Raw genomic sequence first — 15,157 nt, forward strand, 5'->3', positions numbered from 1 at the left:
GATTGGCTGTCCTTTTTTTTTGATTATAAACTTAATTTGAAACCTAAGCGTACGTTTCTACCTTTTGTGGTATACGAAACCAACTCTGTATACTCTTCGTTTAAAATATTATCGACTGCAATGAATGCAGCTAGGTTACTACAAAACTGATGTCTAATTTGAAAGTTAGCTAAACTAAAACTATCTAAAATTACATTAGAAAATGTAGCAAAATCGGTATCGGTTCTATTGGATACATACTGGTAAGATAACCCAACAAAAGTTTTCTCTTTTATAGCATAACCTACAGTTGCATTAATTTTACTCTTAGGTACTCTCAATGCCAAACCTTCTTTAGAATTAGTATACGTGTAGTTAGCATCAAACGAAAGACCTTTTGCCAGTTCTGAGTTCAAGCCTACTTCTACCCCATCAAAATGTGCAGTTTCAGTTGCATTTCTATACTGACTCTCAAAAGTAACTGGATCAATGGTCTCATAAACTATTCGGTCATCTTCAGTTCTATTAAAATAAACGGCGTTAATTGTAAGAGCATCAGAAATTTTAAATTCTAAACCTCCTTCTAAAGTGGTATCCTCTTCTGGGTCTAAATCAGGATTTGCCCCAAACGGACCATATAATTGCGATAAGTTGGGTGCAATGTATGACGTGGCATAACTACCCATAAACTTTAAATATCCTTCATTGATACTAATTCTGTATGACGGATTAATGTTATAAATGAAGTTAGAACCGTATTCGCTGTGATTGTTTAATCGTATACCTGCATTTACATTAATTCCCTGCTCACCAACATACACGGCATTTAAATAAGGATCAACTGTATTTGAATTGTATTCTTCAGAGAATAAGGTTTTGTTGTCTATATAGTTTACCCCAACTATCGTGTAAATATTTTCTGAAAACGTATACTTATTAAAAACATCTAATACATAAGATTGTGAATCGTAAGTCGCTGGAAAACTAGATTTAAACGATCTTGTAATCTGATTAAATGCTGTATTCACATTAATACTTCCGTTTTCATACCCGTATTTAGAACTTACCCCAAATCGAGATTGTTCACTTGTAAAATAGAAATCCGCATCTTCAATAGGGAATCCGTTATCGAAATCGCTATTCAGTTTGTTATAGAATGCCGATGCATTTACATTAAAGCGATCAGAAAATTGATATCCCAATTTAAGATTACCGTCTATTCTAGAAACTAAGTCTGATTCTGTACCTATTGCAGCCGATAATCCATCTGTAAATTGATGTCCTCCAGATGCTAACACAGATAATTTTCCGTGTTTAGCTGTCAAATTCACTGTATTCGAAATATCAGAAATATTATAATTCTGATCATCTTTTGTTTGGTTGGTCCCAAAACTTGAAATGACATCTAATGCAAGTCCCTCTTTTTTCGCTTTTTTCGTTGTAATATTAATTACTGCGGTTGCTGCTGAATTTCCATAAAGTGTACTCGCTGCGCCTTTTAAAATTTCGATACTTTCAATTTGTACCGCATTCAACAATCTTAAATCGTACTCGGCGCTTGTACCTGATGGATCTGATACTTGAATACCATCTATAATTACCAATACTTGGCGATTATTGCCCCCTCTTACATAGGTAGACAAGTTTTGACCAGCATAACTTCTGGTACCGTTAATTTCAATTCCGCTTTTCGTGTTGATAATTTCAGCGACCGAACGTCCCTGATTTTGTTCTAATTCTTTTTGAGAAATCGTAATTACGGTCTTACCCGAATTTTCACGCTTTAGTTCAAAACGCGAATCACTGACGACAACCTCGTCTAATTGTAATGTTTTGGTAGAATCTTGCTCTTGCTGAGCGCCTACTTTAGCACATAATAATACAGTGACCGCAGGCCACAATAAATAATTTTTCATTCGTTTAAATTCATAAACGGGAGCGTAGTATGTCTGTACCCATACGCAAACCTTTATCCCGAAAGTTTAACTTTGTTTGTTTGAATAAGGCAGGTCTCCTGACTTGTTTAATACCATTTCGCCTTCCCATGTTTTCTGAACCGGTTCAGATTTCAAAGTGGCATTGAAGAAAATAGTACCTTCTTAAAAGAAGTGTCAAACAAAATCTATTTGCCAATAGATATGTTCAAAATAAACTTACAGTTGCGGGAACAGCTCTAGATTTTCACTAGATTCCCTTTTAATCTCATCACCAAAAGCAATGAAAACCAAAATTCACGGCGAAAGTAAACATTTAGTTTAATCTTTCTCGCTAAACTTTTATAATACTACTTTTGAAAAATAGATGAAATTCAACCATGTTCAAACGCCTACTTTTTATTTGCTTTCTTTTTTTTATAAGTTCTTGTAAAGAATCTTCAAAAGACTCTTTACCCTTAAAAACACCTGTAATTACTACCGAAATAGCATATGCAAAGGGTTTTACTATAGAAAAACAGGCTTCGGGCATTACAATAATTACGCTGATGACACCATGGGCAAATGCCGAAACTACATTTACCTATGCTTTGATCCCGAAAGAAATTCAAGGTACCATAACCTTAAACAAAGATGAATACGATGCCATAATTTCGACTCCGGTTGAACATATTGTGGTAACCTCAACAACGCATATACCTGCTTTAGAAGAATTAGAAGTATTGAATCACCTTGTTGGTTTCCCCGATACAAAATACATTTCATCTAAAGCGGCCAGAAAGCGAATTGAATCGGGAGATATAAAAGAATTAGGTGTAAATGAAAGTCTGAATACAGAAGCAATTTTAGCCTTACGACCTGACCTAATTTTCGGCTTTGCCATTAATAACGGCAATAGTACTTACGAAACTATTCAACGTGCTAACATTCCTGTTGTTTATAACGGCGATTGGGTTGAAGAAACTCCTTTAGGAAAAGCAGAATGGATTAAATTTTTTGCTCCTTTTTTTAATAAAACTAAAGAAGCAGACGCTATTTTTAATGACATCGAAAAAGCTTACTTAGATGCCAAAATTCTAGCTGCTACAGCTAAAAATAAACCTACCGTACTAAGTGGAGCTATGTTTAAAGATGTTTGGTATTTACCCGGCGGAAAAAGTTGGGCGGCTAATTTTCTCGAAGATGCCAATGCTGATTACCTTTGGAGTACTACGGATGAAAACGGAAGTCTTTCTTTAAGTTGGGAGAGCGTTCTCGATGTGGGGCAACATGCCGAATATTGGATTGGTCCCGCGCAATTCGCATCTTATCAAGAATTAAAATCATCAAGTCCTCACTACGCACAATTTGATGCCTTTCAAAAAGGTAAAATTTTCAGTACAGCAAATACTTTAGGTGAAACTGGTGGAACTTTATATTATGAACTGGGCCCGCAAAGACCAGACCTTGTTCTAAAAGATTTAATTCATATTTTGCACCCAGGGTTACTACCCAATTACGAACCTTACTTTTTTAAACCATTACTTTAATTGTCTAAACAGCCCACTTACTTTTTTCATTTTATTATTTTGTTGGCATTATTGCTGGCATGTTTTATTATTAATATCTGTTTAGGTTCGGTAAGTATTTCATTTTTTGACACCCTAAAAGTCTTATTCGGCAGTGCCGCCGAAGATTCTTCTAGTTCCTATATTATTTGGCAATATCGCTTGCCAAAAGCTATAACGGCTATTTTAGTGGGTGGCGGACTCTCACTTAGCGGTTTGTTGATGCAGACCCTATTTAGAAACCCGTTAGCAGGACCTTATGTTTTAGGCATAAGCTCAGGGGCAAGTTTAGGCGCTGCAATAATAATTATGGGATCTTCCATATTTTCTGGCTTTTTCGCCATCTCAACTTTTAACGATATTACCCTAGCAGTTGCTTCTAGCATAGGTAGCTTTTTAGTTTTATCCCTCGTTTTAATCGTTGCCGCTAAAATAAAGGATACGATGGCGCTATTGATCATAGGTCTCATGTTCGGTAGTATTACAGCTGCTGTGGTAAGTGTTCTTTCATATTTTACTAAAGCCGAGAAACTACAACAGTATATATTTTGGTCATTTGGTAGTTTAGGTAATTTATCGTGGTCGCAAATTCTCATTATTGCTATTTGTACCATTGTAGGAATTTTACTGAGTATCATTTCCATTAAACCATTAAACGCTTTTTTACTGGGCGAGAATTACGCAAAAAGCTTAGGTATTCAGCTTAAAAAATCTAGATATACCATTATAATCGCCACAGGATTATTGGCAGGTTGCATTACAGCCTTTGCCGGTCTTATTGCATTCGTAGGTTTGGCCGTACCTCATATAACAAGACAAATATTCCATACCACCGAGCATAAAATTCAAATACCCGCTGTGCTTTGCTGTGGATCAATTTTGATGTTGATATGCGATACCATTGCACAACTACCAGGTTCTGTAAGTGTTCTACCCATTAACGCCATTACTAGTATATTAGGCGCACCAGTAGTAATATGGCTATTGGTACGTAAAAGAAAAATGATATTTTAATCGTAAAATAAAAGACATCGAGCCCAATATTATAAATAGCGTATTACAAATTGAAAATCTTAGCATTGGCTATGATAAAATGGTCATTGCTTCTGCAATTTCATTTCACCTACAAAAAGGAGAACTTGCAGCTATTGTTGGTATTAATGGAATTGGAAAATCAACGCTACTAAGAACATTAGGCAGATTTCAACCTGAAATTTCTGGATCAATAATAATTGAAGGAAAAGAGCTATCTACTTATGACAATCTGGAGATGGCTTCAAAAGTAAGTGTCGTACTTACCGAATCTATTGCTTCTAAAAACTTATCGGTTTACGAGCTTTTAGCATTAGGCAGACAACCCTATACCAATTGGTTAGGCAAATTGGCCGAAAATGATATTTCGGTAATTAATAACAGTATTGCCTTATTAGAACTAGAACCTTTCTTAGATAAAAAATGCTTTCAATTAAGTGACGGACAATTACAGCGGGCACTTATCGCCAGAGCTTTAATTCAAGATACTGACATCATTCTACTTGATGAACCAACAACACATTTAGACCTATATCATAAAGTGCAGATTTTAAAGCTCCTGAAATCTATTGCACATGAAACCAAAAAGACTATTTTATTTACTAGTCATGAAATTGAACTCGCTATTCAATTATGCGATAAAATGCTGATTTTAGACGGAATTCATAATGCTTTTAACGAACCCTGTAAACTTATTGAGAACAATAGCTTCGATAGCCTTTTCCCTACTGATACTATATCTTTTGATGCGAATACCGGCACTTTTAAGATAAAACAATAAGCTGGCCTAGATTATTTGAAATTTGATGGAATATCATAATTAAAAACAAGCTGCTCCTCTTAAAATTTTCTATTCAATCAATTACCTTTACCAGATTACTCTAGTTAACTGATGAACGAAATATACATATACCTTGCAATCGGAATTCTATGTCTTACCATAGGATATTTTCTTGGCAACTATATTCAGCTTCTAAAAACAAAATCGCGTCAAAGTACCTTAGAAGAGCGAGAGCAGCAAATGCTGAATAACCTTTCTGTTTTTCAAGATCGATTAAAAGAAACTGAGAAACATAATACGCTCCTGCAATCAGAGAAAGAGCAACTTGGCAACCAAATCGTTCGATATCAAGCAGATTTAGAAAACTTACAAGAAAAGAATATCGAACAGAAACAAGAGGTTGAAAAGCTTCAAGAAAAATTTACTAAAGAATTTGAAAATCTTGCTAATAAAATTCTTGAAGAAAAGAGTTTAAAATTTACTGAGCGAAACGAGAAGAATATCAAAAACATTCTAACTCCGCTAAATGAGAAAATCTTACTTTTTGAAAAGAAGGTCGAAGAAAGTCAGAAAGAAAACATCAGCATACATTCTGCCTTAAGAGAGCAATTACTAAATCTACAGACCCAGAATATCAAAATTACCCAAGAAGCGGAGAATTTGACCAAAGCCTTAAAGGGCGATAGTAAAATGCAAGGTAATTGGGGAGAATTGGTGTTGGAACGCGTATTAGAAAAATCTGGACTAGAGAAAGATCGAGAATATACTGTTCAACAAAGCTTTACCCGTGCCGATGGTAGCCGTGTATTACCCGATGTTATTATCAATTTGCCCGATGGTAAGAAAATGATAGTAGACTCTAAGGTTTCTTTAACCGATTATGAGCGTTATGTAAATGCTGAAGATGAATTCAGAGATAAATACTTAAAAGACCACATCAATTCTCTAAGAAGGCATGTAGACCAACTGTCTTCCAAGAAATATGAAGATTTGTATGAAATGGAGAGTCCCGATTTTGTGCTTATGTTTGTACCTATAGAACCCGCATTTGCGATAGCTATCAATCAAGACAATTCATTATACAACAAAGCTTTTGAACAAAACATAATAATTGTTACCCCTTCTACTCTTCTTGCTACCTTGCGCACTATTGATAGTATGTGGAATAATGAGAAACAGCAACGAAATGCTATTGAGATTGCACGACAAGCTGGTGCACTTTATGATAAATTTGAAGGTTTTGTTAACGACCTAACGAAGGTTGGCAAAAAGATGGACGAGGCAAAAGTGGAATACCGAGGTGCAATGAGCAAATTAGTTGATGGTCGTGGTAATATTATCACCAGTATTGAGAAGCTTAAAAAGATGGGGGCCAAGGCAAAAAAAACAATTCCCGAATCGCTTTTAAATAGAGCGATTGAAGATGATGATTTTGAAGAGGAACCTAAACTAGAACTATAATAACTAATCATTAATGCAATATTTAAATTACACATGAAAAAAATAGTATCATTACTTTTAGTAAGCGCTGTAGTCATTTGTGCGCTCTATTACGCCTTTATCTACTTCGTAACCTTTAGCGAGGGCGTTCGCTCAGGAGAACTTATAAAAATTAGCCACAAAGGTGTTATAGCCAAAACGTGGGAAGGTGAAATTAGCCAAGGTATCTCTGGTGCTCAAATATTCTCATTTTCTGTATTAGACAAGGATAAAGAGGTTATAGAAAAACTGCAGGAATACCAAGGACAATACGTAAAAGTTAGTTATGTAGAACGTTATGCCACATTTTTTTGGTTAGGTGATTCTAAGTATTTCGTTACCAAAGTACAACCAGAACAATCACCTCATTTTAGAAAATAGACATTTACGTTAAAAAATAAAGACCTTATGGAAAAGTTTAAAACCGCAAGAGAATCTAAAGTTTCTATAACAGAGCTAATGCTTCCTTCGCATTCTAATTTTGGAGGCAAGGTTCATGGCGGATATATTTTGAACCTTATGGATCAAATTGCCTTTGCTTGTGCTTCTAAACATTCGCAACAGTATTGTGTTACCGCTTCGGTCAATAGGGTAAATTTCTTGAACCCGATTGAAGTGGGTGAATTGGTTACCTTAAAAGCAAGTATAAATTATACCGGTCGAACCTCTATGGTCGTAGGGGTTCGTGTGGAGTCTGAAAATATTAGATTGGGTACTAGAAAGCACTGCAACTCATCATACTTTACTATGGTAGCAAAGGGAACAGATGGTAAAAATGTTCCCGTACCAGGTTTAATAATATCTGATGATCAAGGCGTTAGACGATTTGCACGTAGCAAATACCGTAAATTAGAGGCTCAAGAAAGAGACACTAAATTCGAATCTAAAACCTTTAATTCTGAAGACTATATAAATGAGTTAAAATCTGAAAATATTAAGATTGAAATGAAGTAAGAAGTTTTGCCGCAGCTGCATCTAAAAACCAAACTAAATCTTTCGTTTTGGGTGAAACGTGACTTGCAGGGTATTCTAAATACCCTTCTTCTCTATCAATAATTATCTTAACCTTCTCTGCTTTACTTTCGCCTGTTACCAAAAAAGCAACAGTTTTAGCGATATTAATTATTCTACCTGTCAATGAAACTCTTCTTTGACCAGATTCTGGGTGAATTGCCACTTCACAATTATCTGGAGATACCCATAAGTTAATTTCATGAGGGAAAATAGAAGCCGTATGTCCGTCATCGCCCATACCAAGAATCACTAAATCGAATTGAGGCAATCCTAATTCTTTCGGTAATTCTTTATCTAACAAATCGCCATAACGTTTAGCTTCCGCCTTCGGGTCATCTTCCCCTTTTATTCTATGAATATTTCCTTCAGGTATATCTACCTTAGAAATAAGGTGCTCCACTGTCATTTTGTAATTACTTTCGGCATCGTCTGGCGATACGCATCTTTCATCGCCCCAATACAAATGAATTTTACTCCATTCTACATCATTGGCAAATTCATCCGCCAATACATCAAATACAATTTTAGGGGTACTACCACCTGATAGCGCAATATGAAAAGATTCTTGATCAGCTGATTTTTCAATCAGATACTTAGAAAACTCCTCTGCTACCTTTGTTTTATTTTGATAAACTTTTACTTCCATCTTTAGTACAAACTTTAAATATCTTCCTTTTTAACAAATAACACAGTAACCAGATTCATCTGCTAAATTCTCACTTGGGTTACGCCATTCTCCAACTCCTTCAATAAGATCGTTGGAATTTTCAGGACCCCAATCTCCGGCTGCATAACCGTACATCTTTACATCCTTGCCATTTTTCCAATAATCTAAAATAGGATCTACAAATGCCCAAGCAGCTTCAACTTCATCTGCTCTTGCATATAAAGTGGCATCACCTTGCATTGCATCTAATAAAAGACGCTCGTAAGCTTCCATAACATGTGTTTCGGTTAAACTAGAATAGTAGAAATCCATATTTGCACGCTCAACCTCAAAACCTTGCCCGGGTACTTTTACTCCGAATTTCAACAATATACCTTCATCTGGCTGAATACGAATAATTAATTTGTTATCCTTATTATTTATACCAGACTCTTTAAAAATTTGATGATGCGGAGTTTTAAAATGTATAACTACCTCGGTAACTTTTGTAGGCATACGTTTTGCCGTTCTAACATAAAAAGGCACATCTGCCCAACGCCAGTTGTCTACAAAGAATTTAATGGCAGCAAAGGTTTCTGTAGTTGAGTTTTTATCAACCCCTTCCTCTTCGCGGTAGCCTTTTACTTCTTGTCCGTCAATTTTTGAAGAAACATATTGCGCTCTGATCGTATTATCATAAAGCGTCTTTTCATCATTCATTATTTTAAGTGACTTCAATGCCTTCAATTTCTCATTACGAATTTCTTCGGCATCGGCGCTCAACGGCGGCTCCATAACAATTAAAGCAACAATCTGTAATAAGTGACTTTGAAACATATCTCTCAATGCACCAGATTTATCGTAGTACCCACCTCTTTTTTCAACACCTACGCTTTCGGCATTGGTAATTTCTATATGGTGAATGTAATTTCTATTCCATAATGGCTCGAATATACTATTCGCAAAACGGGTTACCAATAAGTTCTGTACAGTTTCCTTTCCTAAATAATGATCAATTCTAAATATTTGACCTTCTTTAAAATAGGTATGTAAGCCTTCATTTAATTCTTTGGCAGATTCTAGACTGTAACCAAATGGTTTTTCAACTATAATTCTTCTCCAACCGGTGGTCTCTTCATTTAAGCCTTGATCAGACAAATTCTTTGCAATTGGCTCATACAAACTTGGTGGCGTAGATAAGTAGAACATATGGTTACCAGCAGTACCATATTTTTGATCTAAATCTGATATACGCTTTTCTAAACGTTCATAAGAAGTGTCGTAATCAGAACCTAAATCTTCGTAAAAAAGTTTGTCAGCAAATTTTTGAATATAATCTGCATCAAATTCTTTTCGTTCTTTTTCTAAATAAGTACTTTCTAATACTACCTTATTTCTAAATTTTAAATCGCCCAAATCACTTCTACTAACACCAAGAACCACAAAATTATCAGGAAGGTCGTTTCCCTTGTATAAATTGAATATTGCTGGTATCAATTTTCTTGCTGTTAAATCTCCAGATGCCCCAAAAATTACGAGCATTTGATTTTCTGTCTTCTTCATTATCGGTTGATATTCTTTATTATTCAAATATCTTAAAAAGTAAGCCATTAACAGTCTTCTTTAAGAGGGAATTTGGAATTAAAGTCATTATTTTAAATTATTTTTGATAGACAATATGTTACGCCCATATATTAAGTATGGTTACATATTAATGAGGTGTAATTATAAAACATTCTATTTATGTATGATTTTGGTTTAGTAGGTCTTGGAGTAATGGGACAGAATTTTATACTCAATGTAGCAGACAACGGATTTTCTGCTTACGGGTATGATTTAGATGAAGAAAAGGTAGAGGCGTTAAAGACTTTAGGCGGAGATTTGGAAAAAGTAAGTGCTTCCAGCAATATAAAAACATTCGTAAAAAATTTAAAACAGCCGCGTAAGATAATGTTACTGGTACCCGCTGGTAAAATTGTAGATGCTGTTATAGAATCATTATTACCGCATATTGACAAAGGTGATATTATTATTGACGGTGGAAATTCTTTTTTTACCGATACCGACAGAAGAGAAGCTCAATTACAAACTAGAGCAATAAACTTTTTTGGGGCAGGAGTTTCTGGCGGTGCAAAAGGTGCTCGAAAAGGACCAAGTATTATGCCCGGTGGCTCAAAATCTGCCTATCAACATATTAAACCGATTTTCGAAGCTGTTTCTGCGAAATACAATGGTGAACCTTGTGTGGCTTATTTAGGTCCTAAATCTGCCGGGAACTATGTAAAAATGGTACACAATGGTATTGAGTACGGATTGATGCAGTTGACTTCTGAAATATACGATGTTCTTAAAAAAGGTGGCGATTATAACAATGATGAGCTACATAGCACTTTTGCAAAATGGAACAAAGGTAGATTACAATCGTTTTTAGTAGAAATTACTTCTGAAATATTCGAGCAAGAAGATGACTTGGTAAAAGGTCGCTTGGTAGATCAAATATTGGATAAAGCAAAACAAAAAGGTACTGGTAAATGGACAAGCCAAAACGCGATGGATCTTGGTATACCTGTACCATCGATCGATGTAGCCGTTAGCATGCGAGAACTATCTGCTTTAAAGGAAGAAAGAGTTAAAGCTGATGCCCTATATGATAGACCAAAGGTTGTCCATATGAATAAAGAGAAGTTGGAAGCACTTACTGAAAAAGCTTTATACTTTTCATTCATTATTACATACTCTCAAGGGTTACACCAATTGGCAGATGCATCGAAAGTATATGGTTACGATTTAGATATATCGGTCATCGCAAAAATATGGAGAGCCGGTTGTATCATTCGCGCAGGGTTATTGGCTGATATTACCGAAGCTTTTAAAGCCGAACCGACATTACCGAACTTATTACTTTCTCCGAATTTTGTAAGTAAAGTTAAAGACACCGTTGGTGCTGCTAGAGAATTGGTTGCTTTTGGTGCTCAAAACGGAATTCCGTTACCTGGCTTATCAAATTCACTAACTTATTTTGATGCATACACGTCAAGTAAACTACCTTTGAACTTAATTCAAGCGCAACGCGATTATTTTGGCTCTCATACTTATGAACGTCTCGATCGTGAAGGTATTTTTCATACAGAGTGGGAAGATTAAAAATCAACATTTGAAAAAAATAAAAACTGTTTTAAGTCGTATTTGCCTTTCATTAGTTATTGTAGCTACAGTTGTTTCTTGTAAAGAAGTTTCAAAAGAAGAAATTCCGGTTGAAGTTCTTGATAACCATGCACTAGATAGAAAGGCAAATGCGGTTTTAATAGATTCTCTTGTTAGGCAAGTTTATGTACCTATATATTCTGACATTTACAATCAGACGAGAGATACAAGAACTTTGCTTACCGCAACTTTAAGCATCAGAAATACGAGTTTAAAAGACAGCTTGTTCGTTAGCAAAATCGATTACTATAATACCGAAGGTGATTTGGTACGAAGCTATATCGATTCCCCTATTTATCTAACACCGATGGAATCTATTGATTACGTTATTGAACAACAAGATACTTCTGGCGGTAGCGGAGCTAATTTTTTGATTGACTGGTATTCGAAAAAACAACTGAATCCGTTGTTTCAAGCAGTTATGGTCGGTGGTCTAGGGGCACAAGCTTTTTCTTTTACTACAGAAGGTCTTGAGATAATTGAGTAACCTGAAAGATTACTTGAGTTACTACCAGTAATTTATAGTCTAAAATTCATACTGCACTTATGTATTCTATTTACGTTATTGAATTATCTAAAAAAGTATTCACCGAAAATAGAAAGTTTAGAGAAGCAAATCCGCAATTCAACGGTGTACTAGAATGTCTTTATGTTGGCATGACAAGTAAAACCCCTAAAGAACGATTTGACCAACATAAAAATGGGTCTCTGAGCAAAAAAGGACATAATCTATCATCTAAAATCGTTCAGAAATATGGCTTGTATTTACGTGGTAGCCTATTTAATCATATCGACCCCATTAAAACCAAAGCCGAAGCTTTAAAAATGGAAGAGCAATTGGCTCTTGAACTTAGACGTAAAAAATATGCGGTGTGGTTTAATTAATTTCATTTATTTAGGTAACGGAGTAACTGCATCTAAAAGTTCATCTTCCATTCCGTAATATTTAAGTGCAAACCCGAATGCTACGACAGATAAAATTATGCCAATCAGAAATATGGTATATGTCCACCTTAACAGTCTATACTTTTCTTGCAATACCTTACCCAAGTAATACAAGTCCATACTCAGTGAATCATATATAGATTCTTTGTTCTTTATGATAGCTCTTAATTTAGATTTAAAGTCGCTTAACTCCATCGAGTGAAAATTTCCGAAGAACAAGAAATTTGTATCCTTCGCTTTTATTTCATCATCTACGACATTTTTATTGGTAACTTTTGGGCGTGTAGCCAGAACAGACATTATCATAGAAGCTATACTAAAAAGAACAAATATGACCGTCGGATAAATAAGGTAAGAATTCGTTGGAGAATCTAATTTCGGAATCAAATTAGCCATAAGCAACGAAATAATTATTGCATTTACTGAAAGTAAAATATTAGCTTTAGTATCTGCAATATCACTCAATTTTATATGGTTTCTAAGCTCTATGCGATATAGCGATTGAATTGCCCGTTGCGGACTTTCATCTTTTAACTTTGCTTTTAAAACCTCTTTCTTTTCTGTTTTTTCAGACTTCTGCAATTTAGAAATCAAGTCAAGAATATTTTCTTCTTTTTGCTCTTGCCAATTCTCTTTTGCATAGTCTGTATAATACCTATGCTGTACACGAAGTTTTTCTACATAGTTTAATCGCCAATGATCTAAATCAGGAACATCGCTATTAAAATTTTCTAATTCTAATCGCAATAACTGTAACATTTCTTCAAAACTACTTGATGCAAAAAACCAAGTGCTACTATCTTTTATAATCGCCTCTTCATCGTTTTTTGGCGCATCATTTTGCCAAGCACTTTTCAATAAATTGACGATAGCATCAATATCTTGTTGAGCTACTTTTTGCTCGGTTAAAAATTGCGAAGCCAATAATGCACTTTGGTCAACATGGTTATCGTAATCTACCGCATAACCTGCGTGCAAAAACCAAGCAGCTATTAATACTTGATATGAATTAATTTGAGCATTTGTATTTTGTTCAAGAATTTTTTGTGTTTTACTAATAGTCTTGTTCGTATACCCCTGACTATGAAAAAGAAAGTTCTTATTCATTTGATCTGCCAAAAGATTCTTGACATACTTTTCTACTGCATTTACCGTAGTTTGATTCATAATAGTTTATTTGATGGTTCTTTGTATTCAGTAACCTAAATTGATATCCTTTAAATTTGTTTAAAGGTTATTGGTCGTTGCAATTAAAACATGCCATTTGTGCCTTGGACATATGTAAATCTTCTGATCCTTTCAGCACCTCTGTCAGTTCTTCGCTCTCACCCAATTCTTGCTGAAATAGTAGCGCATAATCTACCAATTTATTTCGCCTATTTTTCATTTTTGCAATAAGCTCTTTACCGTCCAATTCATAAATCTCAATTGGCCAGACGGCAAAAGATGATTCAATAGCTTCATCTGTAAGTAAGCGCTGTAATTCTTTCGCTTCTTTTTCAAATACAGATTGCGGAATGTCTCGCATAAAATAAACATCGAATGGAGATATTAATCCTGGTAAAAAATCAATTTCTTTTTCAAAAGACTGCACCTCTGGCAGAAATGCCTGGTTCGAAATTAGAGTTGGTAAAACCCCTTCTAGATTAAAAAAAGCATTATCCCTATCGCACGGTAAAGGAATGGCATTAATCGAATCTCCTAAATTTTCAATAGCCCAACCCCACTGTTTTGAATGACGGTCCCAATCACCAATTAACAAATCGAATAAACGCGCACTTACTAAAGCATTATTATCGATACTGACTTTCTTAGGACTCTTCATCTTTAACTCTTGCAAATCTTCGGTATCTATGAGAGAATCAATTTTTTTCTGTCCCAACCAACTGGCATTACCTTCAGTCTCATATTCTAAAAGAAATAAGCGATTACCGAATTTTTCATTATAATCAGAGAGTCGTTCTTGCTTAGGCACAAAAACCAACTTAGGCTTAGTATTTAATATTCTGGCCTGTTCAGAAAGTTTGGCAACCACTATTGCCGCATATGGATGTTGCGCAGATATACCATCAACTATAATATTTTCTATGCCCATGGTCTCAGCAACTTTTGGCACTAATGGCGATGGGTCTTTAGAGACACTTCTTAATGTCATTAGGGTACCATCTTCTCTTTTCAATTTAAGTGAATGTGTCTGTTGACCGCCACCCTCTTCAAGAATTTTTACATTTCCTTCTAAATTATCCAAATACAAAATCGGAACTTTAACTGGTGTAGCCCATGCTTTTCTATACTGTTCCCCTTGCATTACACTTTTAATTGCGTTTGCTTTATACAACGTACTCGCGGCAACTAAAACAGAATCATATTTTTTAAAGTCTATTTCATCGACGTTAGAAAATTCTAAAATCTCGCATGTATCAAAAGTTTTGCTTGTACTTGATAATGACCAATACGTCAATACCCCAAATACAACTACCAAAACAACTAGACCTAAAAGAATCTTTTTCAATTTAACGGTTTAAATATTATACCACACAAGATTAATTATAAAACACATCAAGGAATTATCTAATAAAATAAATTTTTGACCTGA

At 35.0% G+C, this 15,157-nt stretch carries 14 protein-coding genes and 1 riboswitch; of the genes, 9 read left to right on the top strand and 5 right to left on the bottom strand.

Going from position 1 to position 15,157, the window contains the following annotated elements:
- Positions 1 to 23 precede the first annotated feature (23 nt).
- Positions 24 to 1,895, bottom strand: a complete 1,872-nt coding sequence (locus ACEN2N_RS05610) for a TonB-dependent receptor plug domain-containing protein (protein WP_441823395.1) — start codon at positions 1,893 to 1,895, stop codon at positions 24 to 26.
- 71 nt (positions 1,896 to 1,966) lie between these two features.
- Positions 1,967 to 2,223, bottom strand: a riboswitch (cobalamin riboswitch).
- Positions 2,224 to 2,293: 70 nt separating this feature from the next.
- Here ACEN2N_RS05610 and ACEN2N_RS05615 point away from each other — a divergent pair.
- The 6 genes from ACEN2N_RS05615 (at position 2,294) to ACEN2N_RS05640 (ending at position 7,706) form a co-directional block, all read left to right on the top strand.
- Positions 2,294 to 3,442, top strand: a complete 1,149-nt coding sequence (locus ACEN2N_RS05615) for an ABC transporter substrate-binding protein (protein WP_441823396.1) — start codon at positions 2,294 to 2,296, stop codon at positions 3,440 to 3,442.
- Positions 3,443 to 4,474, top strand: coding sequence for a FecCD family ABC transporter permease (locus tag ACEN2N_RS05620; RefSeq protein WP_441823397.1), 1,032 nt, complete (start codon positions 3,443 to 3,445; stop codon positions 4,472 to 4,474).
- A 79-nt stretch (positions 4,475 to 4,553) separates the two neighbouring features.
- A complete protein-coding gene (locus ACEN2N_RS05625; protein WP_441823398.1) occupies positions 4,554 to 5,273 on the top strand; it encodes an ABC transporter ATP-binding protein in 720 nt (239 codons plus the stop codon).
- A gap of 111 nt (positions 5,274 to 5,384) precedes the next feature.
- A complete protein-coding gene (rmuC, locus tag ACEN2N_RS05630) occupies positions 5,385 to 6,734 on the top strand; it encodes a DNA recombination protein RmuC (protein ID WP_441823399.1) in 1,350 nt (449 codons plus the stop codon).
- A gap of 33 nt (positions 6,735 to 6,767) precedes the next feature.
- Positions 6,768 to 7,133 (top strand): 6-phosphogluconate dehydrogenase, encoded by a 366-nt coding sequence (locus tag ACEN2N_RS05635; RefSeq protein WP_424000576.1) that lies wholly within the window; start codon positions 6,768 to 6,770, stop codon positions 7,131 to 7,133.
- Positions 7,134 to 7,160: 27 nt separating this feature from the next.
- The gene (locus tag ACEN2N_RS05640; protein WP_441823400.1) at positions 7,161 to 7,706 is read left to right on the top strand and encodes an acyl-CoA thioesterase; all 546 of its coding nucleotides are present in this window, start codon (positions 7,161 to 7,163) and stop codon (positions 7,704 to 7,706) included.
- On the opposite strand, the gene pgl is transcribed toward ACEN2N_RS05640, so the two are convergent.
- Positions 7,687 to 8,412: a 6-phosphogluconolactonase gene (gene pgl, locus ACEN2N_RS05645; protein ID WP_441823401.1), complete on the bottom strand. Its 726-nt coding sequence runs from the start codon at positions 8,410 to 8,412 to the stop codon at positions 7,687 to 7,689. The two genes, ACEN2N_RS05640 and pgl, sit on opposite strands and share 20 nt — an antisense overlap.
- 30 nt (positions 8,413 to 8,442) lie before the next feature.
- Complete coding sequence (gene zwf, locus ACEN2N_RS05650; protein ID WP_441823402.1) at positions 8,443 to 9,975, bottom strand: glucose-6-phosphate dehydrogenase; 1,533 nt, start codon at positions 9,973 to 9,975, stop codon at positions 8,443 to 8,445.
- Between the two features lie 180 nt (positions 9,976 to 10,155).
- Here zwf and gndA point away from each other — a divergent pair, with 180 nt between their 5' ends.
- The 3 genes from gndA to ACEN2N_RS05665 are packed head-to-tail and all read left to right on the top strand — an operon-like array spanning position 10,156 to position 12,501.
- A complete protein-coding gene (gene gndA / locus ACEN2N_RS05655) occupies positions 10,156 to 11,556 on the top strand; it encodes an NADP-dependent phosphogluconate dehydrogenase (RefSeq protein ID WP_441823403.1) in 1,401 nt (466 codons plus the stop codon).
- 10 nt (positions 11,557 to 11,566) lie between these two features.
- The gene (locus ACEN2N_RS05660) at positions 11,567 to 12,103 is read left to right on the top strand and encodes a DUF3124 domain-containing protein (RefSeq protein ID WP_441823404.1); all 537 of its coding nucleotides are present in this window, start codon (positions 11,567 to 11,569) and stop codon (positions 12,101 to 12,103) included.
- A gap of 59 nt (positions 12,104 to 12,162) precedes the next feature.
- Positions 12,163 to 12,501 (top strand): GIY-YIG nuclease family protein, encoded by a 339-nt coding sequence (locus ACEN2N_RS05665; RefSeq protein ID WP_441823405.1) that lies wholly within the window; start codon positions 12,163 to 12,165, stop codon positions 12,499 to 12,501.
- 6 nt (positions 12,502 to 12,507) lie between these two features.
- Here ACEN2N_RS05665 and ACEN2N_RS05670 read toward each other — a convergent pair whose 3' ends face one another.
- Together ACEN2N_RS05670 and ACEN2N_RS05675 are read right to left on the bottom strand one after the other, a co-directional pair.
- The gene (locus ACEN2N_RS05670) at positions 12,508 to 13,728 is read right to left on the bottom strand and encodes a Pycsar system effector family protein (RefSeq protein WP_441823406.1); all 1,221 of its coding nucleotides are present in this window, start codon (positions 13,726 to 13,728) and stop codon (positions 12,508 to 12,510) included.
- A 67-nt stretch (positions 13,729 to 13,795) separates the two neighbouring features.
- The gene (locus tag ACEN2N_RS05675; protein ID WP_441823407.1) at positions 13,796 to 15,073 is read right to left on the bottom strand and encodes a hypothetical protein; all 1,278 of its coding nucleotides are present in this window, start codon (positions 15,071 to 15,073) and stop codon (positions 13,796 to 13,798) included.
- Positions 15,074 to 15,157: the final 84 nt, after the last annotated feature.

It is taken from the genome of Maribacter spongiicola (genome assembly GCF_052119685.1).
Classification (GTDB): Bacteria; Bacteroidota; Bacteroidia; order Flavobacteriales; family Flavobacteriaceae; genus Maribacter; species Maribacter spongiicola_A.